Origin of the sequence: Paenibacillus favisporus (genome assembly GCF_040545415.1) — a bacterium.
Classification (GTDB): domain Bacteria; phylum Bacillota; class Bacilli; order Paenibacillales; family Paenibacillaceae; genus Paenibacillus_AQ; species Paenibacillus_AQ favisporus.
Genome location: NZ_JBEPLV010000004.1, coordinates 734,324 through 756,768 on the forward strand (window position 1 = coordinate 734,324; position 22,445 = coordinate 756,768).

The 22,445-nt window shown below is 55.1% G+C and carries 20 protein-coding genes; 15 read left to right on the forward strand and 5 right to left on the reverse strand.

The window, feature by feature from the left end; genetic code table 11:
* Positions 1 to 124 precede the first annotated feature (124 nt).
* From ABID47_RS21205 to ABID47_RS21215, 3 genes are all read right to left on the reverse strand, one after another.
* A complete protein-coding gene (locus ABID47_RS21205) occupies positions 125 to 1,750 on the reverse strand; it encodes an alpha/beta hydrolase family protein (protein WP_354499633.1) in 1,626 nt (541 codons plus the stop codon).
* A 61-nt stretch (positions 1,751 to 1,811) separates the two neighbouring features.
* Positions 1,812 to 2,915 (reverse strand): DUF1648 domain-containing protein, encoded by a 1,104-nt coding sequence (locus ABID47_RS21210; protein ID WP_354499635.1) that lies wholly within the window; start codon positions 2,913 to 2,915, stop codon positions 1,812 to 1,814.
* Positions 2,915 to 3,313 carry a GntR family transcriptional regulator gene (locus ABID47_RS21215; protein WP_116234324.1) on the reverse strand — a complete coding sequence of 133 codons (399 nt, stop codon included), beginning with the start codon at positions 3,311 to 3,313 and terminating at the stop codon, positions 2,915 to 2,917. Before ABID47_RS21215 ends, ABID47_RS21210 begins: the two co-directional genes overlap by 1 nt.
* Positions 3,314 to 3,673: 360 nt before the next feature.
* Between ABID47_RS21215 and ABID47_RS21220 the strand changes: the two genes are divergently transcribed.
* Positions 3,674 to 4,018, forward strand: coding sequence for a PadR family transcriptional regulator (locus ABID47_RS21220; RefSeq protein WP_163882830.1), 345 nt, complete (start codon positions 3,674 to 3,676; stop codon positions 4,016 to 4,018).
* Entirely contained in the window at positions 4,015 to 4,578 is a 564-nt protein-coding gene (locus ABID47_RS21225) for a DUF1700 domain-containing protein (RefSeq protein ID WP_354499638.1), read from the forward strand. The genes ABID47_RS21220 and ABID47_RS21225 overlap by 4 nt, the downstream gene beginning before the upstream one ends.
* A gap of 132 nt (positions 4,579 to 4,710) precedes the next feature.
* Here ABID47_RS21225 and ABID47_RS21230 read toward each other — a convergent pair whose 3' ends face one another.
* Positions 4,711 to 4,851, reverse strand: a complete 141-nt coding sequence (locus ABID47_RS21230) for a hypothetical protein (RefSeq protein WP_167527130.1) — start codon at positions 4,849 to 4,851, stop codon at positions 4,711 to 4,713.
* Positions 4,852 to 5,078: 227 nt separating this feature from the next.
* On the opposite strand from ABID47_RS21230, the gene ABID47_RS21235 reads away from it, so the two are divergent.
* Complete coding sequence (locus ABID47_RS21235; RefSeq protein WP_354499640.1) at positions 5,079 to 5,633, forward strand: hypothetical protein; 555 nt, start codon at positions 5,079 to 5,081, stop codon at positions 5,631 to 5,633.
* 68 nt (positions 5,634 to 5,701) lie between these two features.
* Here the strand turns inward: ABID47_RS21235 and acnA are convergent, their stop codons facing one another.
* Positions 5,702 to 8,416, reverse strand: coding sequence for an aconitate hydratase AcnA (gene acnA, locus ABID47_RS21240; RefSeq protein ID WP_354499642.1), 2,715 nt, complete (start codon positions 8,414 to 8,416; stop codon positions 5,702 to 5,704).
* A 452-nt stretch (positions 8,417 to 8,868) separates the two neighbouring features.
* On the opposite strand from acnA, the gene ABID47_RS21245 reads away from it, so the two are divergent.
* The 12 genes from ABID47_RS21245 (at position 8,869) to ABID47_RS21300 (ending at position 22,438) form a co-directional block, all read left to right on the forward strand.
* Positions 8,869 to 9,879, forward strand: coding sequence for an amidase domain-containing protein (locus ABID47_RS21245; protein WP_435530649.1), 1,011 nt, complete (start codon positions 8,869 to 8,871; stop codon positions 9,877 to 9,879).
* A gap of 69 nt (positions 9,880 to 9,948) precedes the next feature.
* Positions 9,949 to 11,043: a D-alanine--D-alanine ligase gene (locus ABID47_RS21250; RefSeq protein WP_354499646.1), complete on the forward strand. Its 1,095-nt coding sequence runs from the start codon at positions 9,949 to 9,951 to the stop codon at positions 11,041 to 11,043.
* Between the two features lie 142 nt (positions 11,044 to 11,185).
* A complete protein-coding gene (locus tag ABID47_RS21255) occupies positions 11,186 to 11,506 on the forward strand; it encodes a hypothetical protein (protein WP_076175803.1) in 321 nt (106 codons plus the stop codon).
* 36 nt (positions 11,507 to 11,542) lie between these two features.
* Positions 11,543 to 12,544 carry a UV DNA damage repair endonuclease UvsE gene (gene uvsE / locus ABID47_RS21260; protein ID WP_354499732.1) on the forward strand — a complete coding sequence of 334 codons (1,002 nt, stop codon included), beginning with the start codon at positions 11,543 to 11,545 and terminating at the stop codon, positions 12,542 to 12,544.
* 240 nt (positions 12,545 to 12,784) lie between these two features.
* Positions 12,785 to 13,645: an inositol monophosphatase family protein gene (locus ABID47_RS21265; protein ID WP_076175801.1), complete on the forward strand. Its 861-nt coding sequence runs from the start codon at positions 12,785 to 12,787 to the stop codon at positions 13,643 to 13,645.
* Between the two features lie 135 nt (positions 13,646 to 13,780).
* The gene (locus tag ABID47_RS21270; protein ID WP_354499648.1) at positions 13,781 to 14,053 is read left to right on the forward strand and encodes a hypothetical protein; all 273 of its coding nucleotides are present in this window, start codon (positions 13,781 to 13,783) and stop codon (positions 14,051 to 14,053) included.
* 277 nt (positions 14,054 to 14,330) lie between these two features.
* Complete coding sequence (locus ABID47_RS21275; protein WP_354499650.1) at positions 14,331 to 15,677, forward strand: ABC transporter substrate-binding protein; 1,347 nt, start codon at positions 14,331 to 14,333, stop codon at positions 15,675 to 15,677.
* 114 nt (positions 15,678 to 15,791) lie between these two features.
* Positions 15,792 to 16,745 (forward strand): carbohydrate ABC transporter permease, encoded by a 954-nt coding sequence (locus ABID47_RS21280; RefSeq protein ID WP_116234332.1) that lies wholly within the window; start codon positions 15,792 to 15,794, stop codon positions 16,743 to 16,745.
* Entirely contained in the window at positions 16,742 to 17,608 is an 867-nt protein-coding gene (locus ABID47_RS21285; RefSeq protein ID WP_145138069.1) for a carbohydrate ABC transporter permease, read from the forward strand. Before ABID47_RS21280 ends, ABID47_RS21285 begins: the two co-directional genes overlap by 4 nt.
* A gap of 99 nt (positions 17,609 to 17,707) precedes the next feature.
* Positions 17,708 to 19,432, forward strand: coding sequence for a sensor histidine kinase (locus tag ABID47_RS21290; RefSeq protein ID WP_152399249.1), 1,725 nt, complete (start codon positions 17,708 to 17,710; stop codon positions 19,430 to 19,432).
* A gap of 30 nt (positions 19,433 to 19,462) precedes the next feature.
* A complete protein-coding gene (locus ABID47_RS21295) occupies positions 19,463 to 20,815 on the forward strand; it encodes an ABC transporter substrate-binding protein (protein WP_354499653.1) in 1,353 nt (450 codons plus the stop codon).
* A gap of 15 nt (positions 20,816 to 20,830) precedes the next feature.
* Positions 20,831 to 22,438, forward strand: coding sequence for a response regulator (locus ABID47_RS21300; protein WP_354499655.1), 1,608 nt, complete (start codon positions 20,831 to 20,833; stop codon positions 22,436 to 22,438).
* Positions 22,439 to 22,445: the final 7 nt, after the last annotated feature.

Sequence of the window (22,445 nt, forward strand, 5' to 3'; positions counted from 1 at the left end):
AAAAAACAAGCCCCTTGATCCGGTTCAAGGGGCTTGCCATGTATCTTAGTGGCGTTATTAGCTGGCGGCGTCTGGGCCATCTAGTGTCGGGGTTCCCGCTGCCGGCCGACGCCTTATGTCCGGTCTATTTCTGCTTGCCGATCCAGCTTGCGATCGTATCGATGATTGCCGGTGTCACGTTGGAAGGCTGCGCGTATTCCGAACCGGTGGAGAGGCCGTCATATTCGGCAAGCAGATGGTTTACTTTCGGGAATGACTTATACTCCACATCGGCACGGCCTTTTAATGCTTCCTTCCACTGCTCAAATTCATGCATCGGCACCTGCCAGTCGTTTTCGCCCTGCAGGACGAGCATGGGGCCGCTCTGCGTTTTGGCTAATTCGGCTGGCTTGTAATCCTTCTTATCGTACCACCAGTAAGCCGGTGGAATAGGAAAGCTCTCCGGCAGGTGCGAGACTGAATACTGCGGGTCGTCCAGCAGCTTGGCGGCCTGGGTCCACACAGCTGCCTGCTGCTCGTAAGGCGCAGGATCCTGACCCAGCTGTTTCACGCGAGAAACCAATTCCGCCTGCTGCTCCACGACAACGTCGATAAATGAAGAGCTCGGGCCGGAGAGCAGGATGGTGCCGGCGATGTTCCGGCCGGCATTGGCATCGGCATCAACGATGAGCGGCATCGCATAACCGCCTTGACTGTGCCCCGCCACGTAAATCCGGGCGGGATCGACGCCCGGGGTTTGGGTCAGCAGCTTCACCGCCGACAGTGCATCGTCAACCGTCTCTTCTTTGACGGTTAATTTCGGGTTGGCGGCGATTTTAAAGGTATGCTCAAACGTGATCTTGTCGTAGCGCAGGACGGCGATGCCTTTGGCGGCTAATCCCGCTGCCAGGTCGCGGAACGGCTTGGCTCCGCCGATGGAGGTGTCCCGGTCGTTCGGACCGGAGCCGTGAACGAGCACGACGGCAGGGAACGGTCCTTGGCCAGCCGGCAAGGTCAGCGTTCCGGGAAGAGCCCATTCCCCTTCGCCGATTTGGACCTCCCGTTCGGTATAAGCCTCCGGGCGATCATAAGCCGGGGGCCGGTATCCTCCCGCCGAGACCGGGCCGATATTCAGATCGTCCACCAGGCGGTCTGCATTCAGGCGAAGGGTGATCTGAAGCGGTACGGCCGCCGTCTGCAGTGTATACGCCACATTATGGTGGACGGCATTGTCGCTTTCCTGCTTGCCGCCTACTGACGATACTTGGCCGTAGACGCTCTCGTAGTTCTTCCACAGGCCGCTCAGCGTTTGAGCGGGCAGGGCCTGCTGCAGGGCGGGGCTCATAACCTTGGCCGCCTCAGCCCCGTTCCCGGCCCGCAAGGCCTGAAGGAACAGATCGGCATTGTCGGCGGCTTCAGAAGGGCCTTTGGCATTCTCTGTGCCACCTAATGCTGCCGACAGGAAGGCATCCGGAGCCATCGCTTGTTGGCCGGTAATCCGGACCGTTCCTCCGGCTGGCACGGTTTTGCCATTCAGTACGGCGGTGGAGCGCCCGATGGTCAGTACCAGCTTCGTACCTTCTTTTGTGACGGTCACCGAGTGCTGATTCGGGTCCCAGCTGACTTGGGCGCCCAATCGAACTGCGGTTTCGCGAATGGAGACGTAGGATGCGGCGTCCGGAGTTTCGGCAGCAGCCGCCGCAGGGACAGAAAGACTGATGGCGGTCAGGGAAGCAGCAGCTACCGCGCTTAGGGTTCGTTTCTTTTTCATAAACATTCCTCCTAAAGGGGATATCCCCGAATGTAAATATGACATATCGCGTTCCGGCGGGTTAACTTGCAACTCGGGCAGCGATGATGATCACAGCTAAGATACCGATCAGGAAAATCCAGGCGCCGGGTCTGCCGAAGTTGACCGTCCAGCCGATGCCCATACGTTTTTCCACGAACAGGGCGGGGTCCTGCGGATTGAAATAAATATTGCCGAGCTTCCAGTATTTATCATCATTAACGACATGCGTCGCCCCGGAACCGGAAGATGGACCGCCGATCCGCCGTCCGCCCTGGCCGGTGGAAAAGGCCAGCACGATGGCCAGCACGACGATCAGAAGGGGCATCATCAGGCTGACAAGCATCATAACCTCCCGGCTCAGCGGATAGATCATGTTGTACTGAACGAACGAGAACAGCAGCACCATCATGAGGCCGGCCGCGACGTTGAACATGGACCATCTGCGGCGGAAGGCAGCGTTACGGCGTACCGACTGCTGCGGATTGGCCGGGTCAAGCTGCTGCTTGCTGCGGAGGATCGACCAGTTCGTGGTCATAAAGATTCCGATCATGACAAGCTGCATCAAGTTCAGGCCGAGAACCGTCCGGTACGATTTGGCCGCCGTTCGGGTCACTTCGCCCTGCCAGTTGAACTTCATGTTCAGCGTGTCGGGGATTTTATCGTAGTAAGCCAGGGCCAGGGCGGCGCTGATCAATGCAACGGCTCCATGGATCAGAAACCATTTATTCGACCAGACCAGCTTGTTCCCGCTGCGGAATGACGTATCCACGGCCACGACGGAAGGGTTCAACGTCTCCTGGGGAAGCGTGGCTTTGTAACGTTTCATTTTCGTATAAAAAATCAGATTGATGACTGCCGAAGCGGCGATCAGCAGCACTACGAATCCTGAGATGATGGAAGGCTGCTGCTTTTCCGGCACAGTCAGCATGGCGAGGAGGCAGGCGATCAGCAGCACGCCATATGCGACTGAGCTGGTCCATACATACTGTCTGCGCATGCGGCGCAGCGGAGCGCTGTGATACACGGCTTCGCTGACCGATACGCCGAAGCTGACGGTTTCCCGCGTCAAATAAGGCATGCAGATCAGAGACAGCGACAGGGGAACGAACATGGCAATCAGAAACAAAACGGATATCCAGTACATTAGGCATTCTCCTTTGGTTCTTGGGTGATTTCGTCGTAAAAGCTTTCCACGACCCGCAGCAGCTCCGCTTTATCCATGCCCCGGCAAATGGCTTCGGCGATGACGGGTCTAAGCTGAGCTTCCTGTTTGTGCGTATAGTCCGGGGTGATTCCCGGCATGCCGTCGGGGTTCACGACGACCCCTTTTTGCCGGTGAATTTGGATAAACCCTTCCTGCTTGAGCAGCGTGTAAGCCTTATTAACGGTGTGCAGGTTCACACCGATATCCGAGGCAAGGCTGCGGACGGAGGGAAGATACTCGCCCGGGGCCAGCTGTTTGCTGGCGATCCCTTCGATGATCTGATTCATGAGCTGTGTGTAAATGGGCACGTCGGACTGCATATCCAACCGGATAATCAATGATGAGCCCTCCTTTCATCAACATGCTGCGTAGGTCGTATTTATTGTTAGAGTATGAACATCTGTTATACAACAAATATAACAGTTACGCATGTGATTGTAAATAGTTCGCCAACCCAGTGCACGTAAGATTGTAAATAGTTCACCAAATTAAGGTACGTATGACAGAAATCAGTTCGCCCGAATTAATGGACGCATGACTGAAATCAGTTCGCCAAACTAATGAACATATCGTTGTAAATAGTTCGCAGAACCATCGCGCGTATGACTGTAATCAGTTTTCAAAACTATTTTGACATAGTACCTTGCAATGCAAAGTACCTGGTGTTATTATTGTGACGAAGGGAGCGGACAAACGAAATGGAAATGTCGGAATGGACTTCACAGGTCCGCAGAGGCATCCTGGAATACTGCATTTTGCAGCTTATCGCCAAGCAGCCGAGATACGGATACGAGCTTGTGACGCTGCTGGATCAGTGGGAGCCGCTTGCCGTGACGGAGGGAACGCTCTATCCGCTGCTTCGGCGGCTGCTAAAGGATCAATACATCGAATCGTTCTGGAAGGAATCGGAGGCAGGTCCGCCGCGCAAATATTACAGCCTGACCCCTTCGGGGCACCAGCTGGTGGAGATGATGTCTGCGGAGTGGAACAAGATCAGCCGGAGCGTCGATCAAATTCAAATCTATGGAGGAGAGATCTTATGATCAGCCCATATGGAAGGTCTTATTTAGAGAAATTGAACAAGTACTTGGAGAAGCTTCCCGATGAAGAGCGGATGGATGCTGTTATGGAAATCGAGAGCCATATTGCAGAAGGCATCGCGAACGGGCAGCCGGAGGCGGCGATCCTGTCGCGTTTGGGCGATCCCCGCAAGCTCGCCAAGGCGTATCGGAGCCAGCACTTCATCGAGGGGCATCGGAGCGGATCTTTCAGCGATATTTTGGCTATGGCGTTGTTCTACTGCACGACAGGGCTGCTGAGCATCATGGTCATCCCGGTCCTTGCCGTGATTGCCTACGGCTTTGGCTTTTGCACCTTGTTGATTCTGGTCGCAGGCGTGATTCGTACTTTCGGCGCGACCTGGATCAGTATGGGCGTGCCCGGCATGGAGGTCCCGACGGAATACAGCATGGTGGTCGCGGCGATCGTTGGCGCCATCATTGGAGGGATCGCATACTTCAGCTGGATAGGTCTTAAAAAGTATATGGCTTTTTTGTCCACCCATTATCGAAGATCACTGCCGGGCGGCCGGGTGTCGGCATAAGTATTTGCAATTTTAATGTTAACCGGAACAGAGAAAGACCGTACGCATCATGCGCACGGTCTTTCTAATTTATACAGCTGATCGGCGTGATTGTGATTCCGCCTGGCGCCCGACTAGCGCGACCTTGGTGCATCAGCGGTTCTGGCTGATTTTCTCCTGCAAAATCTCTTGAAAGCTCCTATTCTTGTCCGTATCTTCCTTCACCGGCCGGTTAACGGGCTGCGGCTTAGGGTAAGACGGGTGATAGGGCATGATGCCGTGCATATGTATCATTCTCCAGGCCTCCTTATGCCAGGGATTTGGAAACAGATTTTCGTGAAGCAAGTTTAATGAAGTCTGATCCGAAGACGCAAAGTCCGTCACGGGGATTGTGTATCTTTTTTACCCCGTTGCTAGGTAAATGAAACATCAGATGACGTAGTGCCATGATTCCGGAATCGTGATTGGCGAACCGCCCCAGCTGTTGTAAAATTTAGTAAATCCAAACGAGGGGGGAAATCATGAGAACCGCTTGCATTCTAATGATCTTGTTTGTCCTGGCATTGGGAGGCTGCAGCAGCAGCGAAAAGGAGGATGAAAAGAAGTTGACCGTGGAGGATTTGGGCATCGTCAGCAAGGCGGATGGACGAAAGGTGTATTATGGAATGAAGCAGGCGGACGCTGAGGCCGTATTGGGACAGGGCAAAGAAAGGAGAAAGGGAGAGTTTGAATATGCCTTCGGTGTCTACGCATTTTATCGGGACGGCAAGGTTGCCGCTATCCGGCTCGAGGAAGAAGCGAAGGATCATTATAAAACTGCCTTAGATGCCGAGATCGGCATGCACAAAGACCAGTTCGAAAGTATTTACGGGGATGTTCATATGCCGACCATACCGGATTCCCAATTAACGTATGTTTTTGATATGAAAAAGCAGGTGCTTCTGAAGGAGAACAAGCCCAAGAACGATAAGGAAGCCAAAAATCTGCTGATCTTCAGTGCGCTGGAGTACGACGGAATCGTGGATACGATCGTCATCATCGACAGTTATTCAACGTCCCATGGTATCAAAGAATAAGCAGTATGATAAATAAAGCCCCGCAGGCCATGTCCATGGCACTGCGGGGCTTTACTATTTAACGATAATTATTGGTTGGCGATCATTTGACGCAGCACGGTTTGCAGAATGCCGCCGTTGTGGTAGTAATCCACGTCGACCATGCTGTCCAGACGGGCCGTTACCGGGAATTCGAACTTGGTGCCGTCTTCGCGTGTAGCGGTGACGGTCAGGCTCTCGCCCGGCTTGATGTCGTTGCTGAGTCCGACAATGTCGAACGTTTCGCGGCCGGTAAGGCCCAGGCTGCTCCAGCCATGGCCTTCCTGGAACTGCAGCGGAAGCACGCCCATGCCGACGAGATTGCTGCGGTGAATCCGCTCAAAGCTTTCGGCGATAACGGCTTTGACGCCGAGCAGGAACGTACCTTTGGCTGCCCAGTCGCGGGAGCTTCCCGTACCGTATTCTTTACCGGCAATAACGACCAGGTTCTGTCCGTTGTCCTGATACTTCATGGAAGCATCATAGATGGACACGACTTCGTCCGTAGGCAGGTAAGTCGTAACGCCGCCTTCGGTGCCCGGCGCCACTTGGTTGCGGATGCGGATGTTCGCGAACGTACCGCGCATCATGACCTCGTGGTTACCGCGGCGGGAACCGTAAGAGTTGAAGTCCTTGCGTTCAACGCCATGCTCCTTCAGGTACAGACCTGCAGGGCTGGTCGGCGAAATGTTGCCGGCAGGGGAGATGTGGTCCGTCGTGACGGAGTCACCCAGCAGGGCAAGCACACGTGCGGACTTGATATCCTCGATGTCGGCCAAGCCGTTTCCGAGATTCTCGAAGAACGGAGGGTTCTGAATGTACGTGGACTTGTCGTCCCACTCGTACAGCTCGCCTTCCGGAACCGGAATCGCATTCCAGCGCTCGTTGGCGGTAAACACGTTCGCGTATTTGCGGCGGAACGCTTCAGGGCTGACGGACAAGCCGATCGCTTCTCTGATTTCCGCGGAAGTCGGCCAGATATCTTTCAGATAAACCGGCTGGTTGTTCGGATCGTAACCGATCGGATCGTTCTGCAGGTCAATGTTGACCGTACCTGCCAGTGCGTAAGCGACAACGAGCGGCGGCGAAGCCAGGTAGTTGGCTTTAACCTGCGCGTGGACGCGTCCTTCAAAGTTACGGTTACCGGACAGCACGGCAGCGACGGTCATGTCGTTGTCGGTGATGGCCTGGCTCACTTCGTCCGGAAGCGGACCGGAGTTACCGATACATGTTGCGCAGCCGTAGCCCGCTACGTAGAAGCCCAGGGCTTCCAGCGGCTCAAGCAGTCCGGCTTTTTCCAGGTAATCCGTAACGACGAGGGAGCCCGGTGTCAAGCTGCTCTTCACGTATCCCGGTTTCTTCAAGCCGCGTTCCACGGCTTTCTTCGCCAGGAGACCTGCGCCCAGCATAACGCTTGGGTTCGACGTATTCGTACAGCTGGTGATCGCCGCGATAACGACTGCGCCGGTTCCCATTTCGCTGACGGATCCGTCTTTATGCTTCACGGACACTTTTTCTTCAATCTTGGCATCGCTGAGGCCGTATCCGCCTTTTTCGATCGGCGTACGGACGATGTCGTTGAAGGCGTCCTTCATATGAGTCAGCTCGATGCGGTCCTGCGGGCGTTTCGGTCCGGCAAGGCTCGGTACGACCGAGGCCAGGTCGAGTTCGATGATGTCCGTAAATTCAGGATCTTCGGTTTCCGCGGTGCGGAACATGTTCTGTGCTTTGTAGTAGGCTTCTACCAGAGCAACCTGCTCATCGGTACGGCCGGTGTTGCGCAGATAAGCCAGCGTCTCGTCATCGACAGGGAAGAAGCCGATGGTTGCGCCGTATTCCGGTGCCATGTTGGCTACCGTTGCGCGGTCCGCGAGGCTGATGTTGGCCAGACCCGGTCCGAAGAACTCGACGAATTTGCCGACAACGCCTTTTTTGCGGAGCATTTGGGTAACGGTCAGCGCAAGGTCGGTCGCCGTAGCGCCTTCCGTCAGGCTGCCTGTAAGTTTAAAGCCGATAACGTCAGGCGTTACGAAGTAAAGCGGCTGTCCGAGCATGCCCGCTTCGGCTTCGATCCCGCCGACACCCCAGCCGACAACGCCGAGGCCGTTGATCATCGTAGTATGGGAGTCCGTACCAACGAGGGAGTCCGGATATACGACCGTTTCTCCGTCGGTTGTTTTGGTCGCCGCCACGGATGCGAGATATTCCAGGTTGACCTGGTGAACGATCCCGGTTCCCGGAGGAACGGCGCGGAAATTGTTAAATGCCGTTTGGGCCCAGCGCAGGAAGCGGTAGCGTTCCTCGTTGCGCTCAAACTCCACTTGCATGTTGTAGTTGAGGGCGTCGCTGGTACCGAACGCATCAACCATAACGGAGTGGTCGATAACGAGGTCGACCGGAACGAGCGGGTTGATCTTCTTCGGATCCCCGCCGGCTTTCTTCACGGTGTCGCGCATAGCCGCAAGGTCGACGACGACCGGTACGCCGGTGAAGTCCTGCAATACGATACGGGCTGGAATGAACGGGATTTCCTTGTTATCGTCACGTCCTTCATTCCATTTGGCCAGCTGCGATACATGCTCCTGGGTAATGGCACGTCCGTCGAATTGGCGGACAGCGGCTTCCAGAAGCACCTTGATGGAGAACGGAAGCTTGGAAATGCTGCCGAGTCCCTGCTCCTCAAGAGCCTGCAGGCTGTAGTAACGGTAGGTTTTGCCTCCGACTTCCAGACTGCGGGCCGTGGAGAATTGATCCTTTGCTGTCATTACATGTACCTCCTTGATCGTAATTCGGTTCCTCTGCTTACTGTGGATCATCAAAACAGTCATCATTCAGGTGGCTTGGGTGAGAGCGATAAGGGCGATCACTTTGCCGTTTCTTGTTTCACTAGATGAAACATAATTTCAAAATAGTGAGGTTCGCTTTTAGTATACCGTTTACAAGCCGGGGAGTAAAGTACTTTTTGCGTCTATTTATATGAAGAGACCGAGGCGGCAAAAGTACGGGAAAACGTTCCCCCGATCTGCGCCGGGACTGGTTCAGCGCACTGGCGGGACGGCATGCGCAGCTTGTCCGCTTCCGGCCTTCCGGCGGACCTCCGCCGCGCGAAAATGGACCAGGGTTCATAGGTGCACCCTTTTTTTCATATAGTGGAATATACGCAGCCGAAACAACATATTTCGGGTTAACGAAACGGGTGAAAGGGGAATGCATGGGAATGGAGAAGGAATGGAAGCAGACGCTGTACGCCTATGTAAATCAATACAACCAGCATCAGATCGATTACCGGTCACAACATACAGATCAGGTCGTGACGGATCCGGCTTATTTATTGGCAAGGAGTGAGCGGGCTTCCCGGCTGTCACAATGGTATGCCGCAAGGGGGGCAAGGCCGCTTCGCAGCGAGACGAGGGCCAAGCTGCTGCGGACGATCCGCGATACCCCGAAGGAGGCGGTCATCGACGTGCAGCTGTATGTGCAGCTGTTCTACGAAAAGGGCGGCGTCAATCATGTGGAGGAAATGATCCAGCGGGAGAGGCTGACCCTGATCCGGGATGGGGACGCCTGGGTGATCGTGTCGGTGGAGCAGCTGACGCCGGAGAAGCATCCGGCCGCCGGCATCCCTGCCGTGCACACCGGGCAGCCGGCCTACGCCTATTCCAGCGGCGGGTCAAAGCCTTACCTGAACGCTGAGGTGCTGCAGGGCGGCCCCGGCCGCAAAACATCGCGCTACAACCGCGCGGCAGCGGCGGCTTATGCCGACGAGTGGTGGGAAACCAGCAATCCGGAGTTTGCCGTATTCGAGGTGGACTGCACCAATTACATCTCGCAATGCCTCTTTGCAGGGGGCGCTCCAATCCACTATACTGGTAAAAGAGAATCGGGCTGGTGGTACAAAGGATATGTCGGGAGCAAAGAGTGGTGGAGCTACAGCTGGGCGGTTTCGAACGCGCTGCAGTCCTTTTTGTCGTCAAGCAGCTGGGGGCTTCGCGGTGAGCTGGTGGAGCGGCCCGAGCAGCTGATGCTGGGCGATGTCATTTTTTATGACTGGGACGGCGACGGCTCCTTCCAGCACAGCACGATTGTCACGGCGTTTGATGCCGGCGGCAGCCCGCTGGTTAACGCCCATACGGTCAGCAGCAAGCACCGTTTCTGGGACTACAAGGACTCCTACGCCTGGTCGGAGAACACCGTATACCGTTTTTTACATATCCCGGACTACTTCTAAGCCATTATAATGGTATATGAACAGCGGCAGGAGGACACCTGCAATCATGAGGAAAAAGAGAGGTTTGGCATGGGGAACAACAAAACAACCGTAGGCCTTGTGTACGGCGGTAAATCAGGAGAACACGAGGTATCGCTGCAGACGGCCTTTGCGGTGATGAACGCCTTTGATTATGATAAATACGAACTTATTCCATTTTATATTACGAAGCAAGGCGAGTGGAGAAAAGGAACGACGCTGCAGGCTCCCCTCGGCAAGCTGGACCAGTTGAAGCTGGAACAGAGCCAGGAGGGCACGGAAGCGGCGCTGGGAGCGATTTTCAGCAGGCTGTACGGCGGTGAGGCCGGCATCGACCTGATGTTCCCGCTTCTTCACGGAACCTTTGGGGAAGACGGAACCATCCAGGGTCTGTTCGAAATGGCGAACATTCCTTACGTAGGCGCCGGAGTCCTGGCTTCCGCAGCCGGAATGGATAAGGCCGTAATGAAAAAGCTGTTTGCGCAGGCGGGCCTGCCTCAATGCGGCTACCGCTTTTTCACGAAATCGCAGTGGGAGCGCAGCAGCTTCAATCTGATCATGGGCGTCGAAGACGACCTTGGATACCCATGCTTTGTAAAACCGGCGAATTTGGGATCGAGCGTTGGCATCTCCAAGGCGAGAAACCGCGAGGAGTTGGAGCAGGCGGTTGAGCTCGCTTTCCGCTATGACCTCAAAGTCATCGTCGAAGAGTTTGTGGACGCGCGCGAAGTGGAGGTGGCTGTGCTCGGCAATGACGAGCCGATGGCATCTGTGCCGGGAGAAATTATTTCCTCCAGCGATTATTACGACTACGCGGCGAAGTATACGGATGGGCAATCTGAAATGGTCATTCCGGCTTCGCTGGATGCGGAGACGGCGGACCGGCTGCGGGAGCTCGCCCTGATTGCTTTTCAGGCGATCGAAGGCAGCGGCATTACCCGGGCCGATTTCTTCATCCGTAAATCGGACGGCGCCATCTTTATCAATGAGGTCAACACGATGCCGGGCTTCACTCCATACAGCATGTATCCGCTGCTCTGGCGTGAAACGGGCCTCGGCTATCAGGCGCTGCTGGACCGGATGATCGAGCTGGCGCTGGAGCGCTACAACAGCAAGCAGTCGCTGGTTTTTGCCAACGACATTTAACTTGGCGCTGCGAGATTGCTTGAGTGAAGGTCCGCCTGAATGAACGGTTAGACGTACAGCAACACCATATAAGGTATCCGGCCGGCTCTGCAGTATAGGCCGGGTACCTTTTCCATTTTAATCAGGAGAAGGAGATGAAATGATGGGTTTCCAGACCGAATTCAATTCCGTGTGCAAGTTCAAAAGCGACCAGGAGCTGTACGAGCTGCTCGAATACGGACGTGGCAAAATGGTCAAGCAGGGCTTCCGCGTCTTCCCGACAGGCCAGAAAGTGATTGCCTATACCCCAAACAACGTGGCGGTGGCAATCGTTAAGATCGTCGGCTGCATCGCTGAGATCAATTTTCAGGGGCAGGAGGTTACGGAGGTCGAAATGGAGCTCATCCGCAAGCTGACCGACGAGGAGTCGCGGATTCAGACCGATTTGGCTTACGAAATGTTTTTTGGGGAACATACTTCTTAAGGATGATTTTATAACCAAGAGGAGTAGAAGCCAATGATGAGGGTCCGTTTCGGATACGTGGCGATGTCAACTGTAATAAAAGATGCATCTCCCTCCAAAACGATGACGATGGCCAGTTTCACCAAACTGAACGACCGGGAGGCGGCCATTCGCAAATTGGAGCGGATCGCGGCCGAAAATTTGCATAACACGCTGCGGCTGCTGAAGCATAACAACGGCAGCGGCATTCATGTGTACCGGTTTTCTTCCAAACTGATTCCGCTGGCGACCCATTCGGACCTAAGCGATTGGAGCCCCTATGATGCCCTTCGCGAGCCGTTTGCCGAGGTGGGCCATTACGTCAAGCAGCATGACATGCGGGTGTCTTTTCACCCCGATCATTTCACGGTGCTCAGCACGCCGCGGGCCGAGGTGCTGGAGAGCTCCATTCGCGACCTCCGCCACCATGTCACGATGCTGAAAGCGATGGGACTGAACGCGACAGCGAAGAACAACATACATATCGGTGGAGCTTATGGTGACAAAACCGCTGCGGCGCAGCGGTTTGAGGAGCATTTTGCCGCGCTGGACGAAGACATCAAGCAGCGGCTGACGCTGGAAAACGACGACAAGACGTTTACGGCCGTCGAGACGCTTGAGGTCTGTCAGCATGTCGGACTGCCGATGGTGCTGGATATTCACCACCAATGGGTCAATAATGATGGGGAGAAGCCCTGGGAGCTGTGGCCGGACATCCTGCAGACCTGGTCGACGCCGCTGGCGCAGGCCGATGCGGCGAAGGACAAGCCGCTTCCGCCGAAAATTCACGTGTCCAGCCCCAAGAGCGAGTCGGACCCGCGCGGCCATGCCGATCACGTCGAGATGGAGCCGCTCTTGACCTTTTTACGGAAGATTGCGGGAGACACACCTGCCGTGGATGTCATGATTGAAGCCAAAGCCAAGGACGGGGCGCTGTTCAAGCTGATGGAGGATTTGCAGGCATATCAGGGTGACGGAGTGCGTATTCTGGATGGTGCGAGTATTGAGATTACACCCTAGATAAGGTTGATTTCTTTACGGGCATCACCTTTGGGGCCAATGTGGAAATCGGTTTCCCGGTCCGAATCGGGCGAAACTTTGCCGGAGTCTATACGTATAGTTTTAGGAGATAGAATCAGCGGTGTAACGTTATAAGCTGATCCACACGGGGACGGGAGCTGTGTTCATGAGTGTCTTGGCTCCGCCCGCGGACGGGGCCGTCCCAAAGTACAGATCTAATCAGAAAGTAGAGTGAATGCTTTGAACCAAGAGGGTAAGGTACCATATGTCGTAACCAGCAAGAGCTTTACGGCTGTAGCGATTAACGCCGCCTCGAAAGCAGGCGAATGGATTAAGAGTAAACTGGGCACGGTAAAACAGTTGGATACCAAGTCCGGAGCGCCGGATTTGGTCACTGAAGTGGACAAGGGCGCCGAGCAAATGATCCGCAAGCTGATTTTCACTCATTTTCCGGATCATGCGCTTCTTGGCGAGGAAGGGGTCGAGCCCGGGCCGGAGGCTTCCAAGAAAGCGCTTGAGCAGGCGCTGGACGAAGAATACTTGTGGATCGTGGACCCGGTGGACGGAACGACGAACTATGTTCACGGGTATCCGTTCTTTTCCGTATCCATTGCCTTGGCGCATAAAGGTGAAGTGATCGTCGGCGTCATTTATGATCCTTCACGCGATGAAATGTTTGTGGCTGAGAAGGGCAAGGGCGCTTATGTGCATGGCAAGCGCATGTCCGTTTCCCAGCAGGAAACGCTGAATGAGAGCCTTCTCGCAACAGGCTTTCCGGTGGGAAGAGATACGACGCTTCCGCAAAATATGGCCGGACTCAATTACCTTGCGCCGCGGGTGCGCAACATCCGCTCCGGGGGCTCTGCAGCCCTGCATCTGGCTTATGTTGCCAGCGGGCGGCTTACCGGTTACTGGGAAGTCGGCTTGAACGCCTGGGACCTGGCGGCCGGATCGCTGATGATCACCGAGTCCGGCGGCAGCATCACGGATACGCTCGGCAATCCTTATCATCTGGGCGTACGCCATGTGGTCGCCACGAACGGGCTGATCCAGCAGGAGCTGGTCGGCGCATTGAAGGAAGCGAAGGGGACCGGCGAATAGTTCGGAGACTCAGAGGCTGAGCTTGACTGTCAGGCTGTTTCATTAGGCTTGAATCGGGTTAACCAAACAAAGGACGTAATCGATCTTATTCACGCGGTGGCAGGCCACCGGTACAGCGCAAAGGAGTGTCAACCCATGAGTGAGAAGGACAATTTGGAGCGGCAGCTCAGTGACATGCTGACCGAAGGCGAGCTGCAGCAGCAGCAAGACCGTGAAGAGAAGGAGCGCGAGCTCATTTCTCCGAGATATGAAATCCGGATCCAGACGAAGATGGACCCGATCGTGGAAGAAACGAAGATTTACCGGGGCATGGCGAAGGAGCTTGATGACCGGTATGATAAATATATGAAGAGAGCCGAAGGGGACGGAGCTTCCGAAAGCAAATCCCTGGAGGACGGGAAGTCGTAGAGAACAGTATCGCTTGATCATTCCAAATTAGACCTGTGTGGCAGCTGCCGGTTCCGGCAGATAGGCCGTACAGGTCTTTTGTCGTTTGTTAAGGACTCCGAAATTTACCTCCAAGCTGAGATTCCTCTCCAACATACTTTCCCAACACTTTGTACAGCGCATCCCCACCGTAATAATTTCAACCCTAAATCGCAATATTGCCTCCTCAAAATTTGGAAAGCGATCCGGTAGACTGATCCTTGTAAATCAACCTATTTTCGAGAGGGGCATTAAACAAATGAGAAAAGGCAAGAAATGGCCGGTCATGCTGCTTGCGCTCATCCTGATGGTATCCTTGTCCGCCTGCGGCGGGGGCAGTAAAAGCGGCAGCGGTTCCTCAGAAGGAACGGCGGAGCCGGCGGCCACGACGGACGATTCCTCAAAGACGAGCTCGGACGAGAAGATCGAGCTGTCCTTCTGGTCGCTCGGCACGACCAACTATGAGGAGCTCGGCAAAGAATACACCAAAGAGCATCCCAACATTACGATCAAATTCCAGAACACCTCCGACCAGACTGCGCACCATAACAACCTGACGACGGCTTTGTCCGCCGGATCCGGAGCTCCGGACATCTTTATGCTGGAGATCGGCTTCATGGAGCGGTTCATTACGGCGGAAGACAAATTTTACAACCTGAATGATTTAGGGGCTAAAGATATCGCCGCCAACTACCTGGACTGGAAATGGAAGCAGGGCTCGTCCAAGGACGGCAGCTTCCAGATCGGGCTTCCGACCGACATCGGCCCGACCGTCGTGTATTACCGCACCGATTTGATGGAGAAGGCGGGGCTGCCGACCGATCCGGAAGAATTCGGCAAGGCGATCGATACGTGGGATAAATTCGCTGCCGTGGCAAAGCAGTTCAAAGAGAAAACCGGCAAGCCATTTGCGGATTTGACGGATCTGGTCTACAACGGCGTTCGTGACCAATCCGACGGCGAAATCTATTTCAGCAAGGCGGACGGCTCCTTCATCGGCGACAAAAACCCGATGGTGAAGAAAGCCTATGACTTTACGGTCAAAGGCATTCAGGAAGGCTGGATCGGCAATACGCTGCTGTGGTCTCCGGAATGGGGTCAGGCGACCAACGACGGCGGATTCGGCGTCATGCTTGGACCGGCTTGGATGGCCGGCAACATCAAGACCAACGGACCGGACTCCTCCGGCAAGTGGAGAATTACACAGCTGCCTGAAGGCGCGGGCAACTGGGGCGGTTCCTTCCTGACGCTGCCGAAGCAGGGCAAGCATCCGAAGGAAGCTTACGAATTCATCGCCTGGCTTGACAGCAAGGAGAATCAGCTGGAATCGTTCAAATCCAAAGGCTTGATGCCTTCGATTCCTGCTTTGTATACGGATGCGGCCTTCACCGGCTTCAAGGACGACTTCTTCGGCGGACAGGCGACGGCCGTGGAATACGGTAAAGCCGCACAGCGCGTCAAACCGGTCTACTACGGTCCGCTGCATGACCAGACGGATACGTTCTTCAAGGATGCGCTGAAAAACGTCCTCGAGAAAAAAGCCGACCCGGCCAAAGAATGGGACGCTGCCGTCGAGAAAGCCAAAACGCTGGCGGAACGCAGCTAACCATTTTTCGGAAATTCAAATGTAGCATTAAGTCTGCATCCAAATTCGTCAGGACGGCCGCAGGGCCGCGCCTGGCGGGTTTGGATGATCCTATGAGAACCGCGGAGGTGCAGCATGGCAGAAACCGTAATCGCTTCGCAGGCCCGGAGCAGCAAGAAGCCTTTTCTGACGGAGCAAAGGCGGAGCCGGATGACAGCCTATACGTTTATTTCGCCTTTTTTTATTTTGTTCGCCATTTTCGGGTTGTACCCAATATTCTTTACGATTTATTTATCCTTCTACAAGTGGGATGCGCTCGGCCCGATGAAATACGTCGGGATGAAAAACTACGACCTGATCACGAGCGATCCGACCTTCTGGATCTCGTTCACCAATACGCTCATCATGGGCGTGATGGGCACCGTCCCGCAGCTGATTATTGCGCTTCTGCTGGCGGTGATGCTTAACTCGGCGATGACCCGGTTCAAGAAGACGTTCCGGGTTCTCTTTTTCATGCCCAACATTACGTCGATCGTTGCTGTGACACTCGTATTCAGCACCCTGTTCGGCAACAACGGCATGATCAACTGGATGCTGAACGGCCTGGGGCTGGAGAGCGTGGCCTTTAACTCCGGCTGGTGGGGCGTCAAAATCGCCATCTCCACCATGGTCATGTGGCGCTGGACGGGCTACAACGCGATCATTTTCTTGTCCGGCCTGCAGAGCATTCCGATGGACCTGTACGAAGCCGCGCGGATCGACGGGGCGAACCGCCGCCAGCAGCTGGCTTACATTACGCTGCCGCTGCTAAAGCCGTTTATCGTCTTCGTGACGCTGATCTCGACCATCGGCGCACTCCAGCTGTTTACCGAGCCGTACGTCTATTTGGGGCAGTCCGGAACGGGATCGACCCGCCAGGAAGGGATCACGATGGTGACTTATTTGTACAGCGAAGCCTTCCGCAACGGATTTTTCGGAACGGCGGCGGCCACGGCGGTCATGCTGTTTATCATTACGATCATCTTCTCCATGATTAACATGTGGGTGTCGGGACGGATGAACGGAGATACGGAAGGTGGTAAGGCATGAGTTCACTTCATACAGCTTCTTCCCGGACGCCGGGGGATACGGGAATCATCGGCAAAACGCTCTTTTACATTTTACTCGTGCTCGGGGCGCTGGTCTCGATCTTTCCTTTTTACTGGATGTTTGTCATTGCGACGAATGACCGCGGGGCGGTATTTCATATTCCCCCGATGCTGTCCATCGGCGGCGAATTTCTGAACAATTTCCAGCGGGTGCTGGAGCGGACGGACTTCTTTCGCGCGTTGCTCAATTCGCTCTTTGTCTCTTCCATGGTGACCGTGTCGGTGGTGTTCTTCTGCACCTTGGCCGGATACGCTTTTGCCAAGTACGATTTTCCGCTGAAAAATGCGCTCTTTTACTTCGTGATCGCGACCCTGTTCGTGCCGACCCAGCTGAGCGTGTTACCGACGTACATCATCATGGCGAAGCTGCACTGGATCGATACGTACAAGGCGCTGATCGTGCCGGCGATGGTGAACGCCTTCGGGATCTTCTGGATGCGGCAGTATATTTCCACGGCGGTCCACTCCGAGCTGATCGAGTCCGGACGGATCGACGGCGGCGGGCACTTCCGGATTTTCTGGAGCATAGCGGTCCCTGTCATTACGCCGGCCATGGCGACGCTTGGCATTCTCAATTTTATGAACGTCTGGAACGACTTCTTCTGGCCGCTCGTTGTGCTGAAGAACAGTGAGCACTTTACGATCCAAATCGCACTGCAGCAGCTGTTCTCTAACCGCGACGGGCTCGATTACGGCATGATCATGTCCGCGACGTTTACGGCGACGCTGCCCCTTCTGATCGTGTTCCTTCTCTTCAGCCGCTGGGTCATTGCAGGCCTGACCTCCGGGGCGATCAAGAGCTGATTCACCTAAAATCTGCCAAACACGAAGGAATTATTTCATGCCATGAAGAATGAATAGATCTAAAGACATAGAAGCAGGAGGCAGGAGGACCCAAGTGCCATGAAGCTCCGCCGCAAAATATTACTGGCTATTATTCTTCTGGTGTTCATACCGGTCATCATCATGGGCGTGGTCACCTATTACAACTTTTCCAGCGCCATGGAGAAGAAGTCGAACAATTTCTACTGGATTTCGCTGCTGGAGACGGACCGCAAGCTCAAGTTCGCCTTGAATGAGATCAACTCCGTCTCCAATGCGGCGATTACCCAGCCGGTCATTCAGCAGTTTCTGAAAAATCCGGATGTAAGTGTGACGTACGACCGCAAGCAGGAGATCAACAATCTGCTGATCAACCACCCGATGATTACTTCGTTCAGCCTGTACTCCACCAGCCAATTGATCTATCAGTACAATGCGCCGATGTCATTCGGCGATTTGAAGCGGCAAACCTGGTATGCGTCCATGCTGGGCGCCGAAGGGCGTCCGGTATGGTCCGGGCCGGGGGAGAACGGTTCGGCGGCAGCGGGCCGTCCCGTTATGATTCATGCCCGCGTCATCAAAGACTACTACTCGCTGGAGACGATCGGTTATCTGGTCATCTATGTGAAGCCGGATATTTTGGATCAGGTATTCTGGGAAGCTGCGACGTTGAAGAACGGGGACATTCTGCTGGTGAACAAAGAGGGCAGCGTCGTATTTAACAAATCCGGAGACCGGATCGGGGAGAACATCTCTTTTCCTTTTCTGTCAGACACGTACACCAAGACGAAGGACTATTACGTAGATTCGTTTCATCATGAAAAATCGCTCATTACCTTTCTGCCGTCCCACAACGAACAGTGGTATCTGGTTGCGGTGACGCCGCTGAAGCTGATTCGTTCTGAATCCGTTTCCATTCGGAATATCGCCATTATTTTAGGTCTGTTTTCTTTGCTGTCGGCACTTTGGTTCGACCAATTTTTTATCCGCAGGCTGGTCCGCAGCCTGATCAGCGCCGTAAACGGCATGAAGCGGGTTAAGCAGGGCATCTTCGTGCCGATCACATCCCATACGCAAAGCGATGATGAAACCGATCTGCTGATCGACGGCTTTAACCGGATGAGCTCGCAGATCCAGGAGCTGATCCAGCAGGTCGAGACGGAGCAGACCCGCAAGAAGGAAGCCGAGCTGCAGGCGCTGGTGGCCCAGATCAATCCACATTTCATTTACAATTCGCTGGAATCGATCAACTCGATGGCGGTGCTGGCTGGGAACCGGGATATCAGCAAAATGGTCATTTCCCTCGGCAAGCTGCTGCGGATCAGCATCAGCGAGAACCAGGAGCTTATTCCGCTGTATATGGAGTTTGAGCATGTGCGCCATTATTTGAACATTCAGAAATACCGGTTCGAAGACCGGTTTGACTATGAAATCGACATTCCCGAGACGCTGCGATCATATATGACTCAGAAGCTGATCGTACAGCCGATTGTTGAAAACGCTTTGTACCACGCCATTGAGCCGATGGAGGACAAAGGATATATCCGCATCCAGGCCATTGAAGCCGGCCGGGACATCGTCATCGACGTGACGGACAACGGGCCGGGCTTTGACCCGGAGTCGCTGCTTCGTATTTGGAACAAGGAGTCCGCCGGATCGAAAAAGTACCATGACAGCGGCGTGGGCCTGAAAAACGTCCATGAACGGCTGCGGATCCGGTTCGGAGGCTATTACGGCATCCTCATATGCTCCTCTCCCGGCGGCGGATCGGTCGTCCGGATCCGGGTGCCGAAGATTATGCCATAGGACCGGTGCGTCAGGGGAGGAGAAAAACGGATGTTAAGAAGAAAACTGCGAAGCTGGGGCTGGGTGCTCCTCTATGCGGTCGTACTGACCGGCACGGTCGTCGTCGTGGCGCATGCCAACCATGAGCCGATCGAGGAGGACGCCACCGATAAGGTCACGCTGACCTTCCGGCATTTCTGGATCAGCGAGCATGACCGGCCGATGCTGAACATTTTTGAAGATGTCGTGCGCGAGTTCGAGGAGGCCCATCCCAACGTCAAGGTCAATTTTGACGGGATGGATCAAACGATCCACCGGGAGCAGAAGCTCAAGAGCGAGATGGTGACCGGCACGCCTCCGGACATGTTCGTCCTGTTTGGCGGCGCCGAGATCGAACCGTACGTCAGGTCGAACCGGCTGCTCGATTTGACGAAGTTCGTGAACGGCAACCACCTGGAGAACGAATTTAAAGATTTGAAGCTGTGGACCTTCGACCGCCATGTCTACGGCCTGCCGATTGAAGGCAACGCCGAGCCGCTGTATGTGAACGCCGCCCTGTTCCGCAAGCTCGGGATCGCCATTCCGGAAACGTTAAGCCAGTTAAACGAAGCGGTGGACGTGCTGCGGCAGCACGGCTATATCCCGTTTGCCCTCGGCAACGAGGAGCGCTGGCCGGCGGCTATTTTTGCCCATTATTTAATGGACCGCTACGGCAATCCGCAAATGATCGAAAACCTCGTCGAGGGAAACAGCGGCAGCGCGTTTCAAAATGCGGCTTATCTGAAGGCATTTAACCAGATCGAGGCATGGGCGGAAAAGGGGGCATTCGGCCCCCATCCCAACGATATCTCGACCGAAGAAGCGATCGATCTGTTCAGCCATGGCAAAGCGGGCATGTATTTAAACGGCAACTGGGACATTACGCTGTTTCATAACGAACGTGCGCCGGCCGATTTTCAGAACGATATCAAGGCGATTCCGTTCCCGTCCCTTGAGCCGGGCGGCTCCAAGTCGCTTGCGGGAGGTTATACGATCGGGATCGGTTTATCTTCCAATTTAAGCGAAGCGCAGAAAAAGGCGGCCTTGGAGCTGATGAAGAGCTTGTACACGACCGAAGTGCAGGAACGGATTGTGTACGAGGGCCTGCGGATTCCGTCCATGCGTATTCCTTTTGATGCCGAGCGGACCGGGCCGGTTTTTCCGCAGGTGACCGCCTTAATGGAGCAGGACCCGCAAACCTTCGTTCCTTATGACAATATGCTGTCCCCGGAAGTGAACAAATCGTTTCTGGCGGTCATCGCAGAGATGATGCACGGGGGCATTTCGGCAGGAGACGCATTGCAGGAGCTGGACGTCTCCTCACAGCAGTACTGGAATCTGAGGCGCAGCACGGCGGTGAAATGAAAGGAGGGATAGGAAGTGGAAGGTTCAGGCCGGCATTACACAGCCATATTGGTGGATGACGAACCGATCATTCTGCGGAGTCTGAAGGCTGCCATCCCCTGGGAGGAGCTGGGCATCGAGGTGGCCGGCGAGGCGAAGAACGGGGAAGGGGCGCTCGACCTGGTCCGGGAGCATGCGCCGGACATCATCATCAGCGATATCCGCATGCCCGGCATGGATGGCATTACGCTGATGAAGGAAGTGCTTACGGGCAATCCTGGACGCATTTTCATCGTGATCAGCGGTTATGGCGAATTCGAATATGCCAGGGAGGCGCTTCGGCAGGGGGCTTTCGACTATCTGCTGAAGCCCATCGATCATGACGAATTGACAGAGATGCTGAAGCGGGCCGCTGCCCGGCTGGACGCGCGGCGGGCCGACGACAGGCTGCTGCACTCGGTTCAGGTGCTGTCCGTGATGGCCCGCGAGCGGATGTACGCGGAATGGATCGAGGGCAACGACCGTCCGCGCGGACCGCTGGCGTGGCTGGAGAGCCATGAGCTGGATGAGGACTACTTTATGGCCGTTGTGCAGCTGGATCATTACCACCAGCTGAGCGAACGGTGGTCGATGGCCGAAAAGCGGCTGTGGCTGTTTGCAGTCCGCAACATTTTGGAGGAGTGGTCGCAGCAGTACGGCTGCCTGGCGGTATTTCCTTTTCACAGCGGAGAATGGATCGTGCTGTTCCCCGATGCGCTGCAGCCGCGGAAAATCACGCTTGGCCACGATCTGATCGACCGGATCCGTACGTATTCCAAGCTGAAGTGCTCGGTGGGCCTCAGCCGGACGACCCGGGGAATCCATCAGCTGAGCAGAGCCTATGACGGGGCAGCCCGGGCGCTGTACCAGCGCTTTTATTCCGAGCAGGAGGGTGTGTTTGCCGATACGGAACATGAGGATATGGCCGGGCATCCGGATTTAAAATATCCGAAGCATCTGGAATCACAGCTGCTGGACGCCATCCGGACGCTCGATACGGGGCGCCTGAACGCATGCTGGGATGAGATGAAGGGATATCTGGAAGAACAGGCCTATCCGAAGGAGGAAGCCGAGCGGATGCTCATTGAGCTGACGATCGTCCTGTGCCGCCAGCTGGAGCAGGGAAATCCGCCGATGGATTGGCGCCTGGACGGCCTGATTCATGAGCTGCATGACCAGGGAAGCCTGCATGACGCGATCGCTCTGCTTAAAGAAGCATTTGCGGTGCAGCTGACGGATCACCTGAAAAGCCAGCACCGGGAAGACGGACCAACTGTGGTTGAAAAGGCGAAGCAGTATATTTCGAACCATTATCATCAAGATCTCAGCATCGAGGAAGTTGCCGAAGTCGCCGACCTGAGCATTAGCCATTTCTGCACCTTGTTCAAACAGGTGTCGGGCTATACGTTCCTTGAGTATTTAACGGAGTGCCGGATGGAAAAAGCCAAGTACATGCTGAGCCATACGAGCGTAAAAGTGTATCAAATCGCGCCGCTGGTGGGGTATCAGGATCCGAAATATTTTACCCAGGTTTTTAAAAAGGCCACGGGCCAAACCCCGACGGAATATCGCGAATCGCATGCCGCCATTTCGGGGAAAAACTAATCCCCCA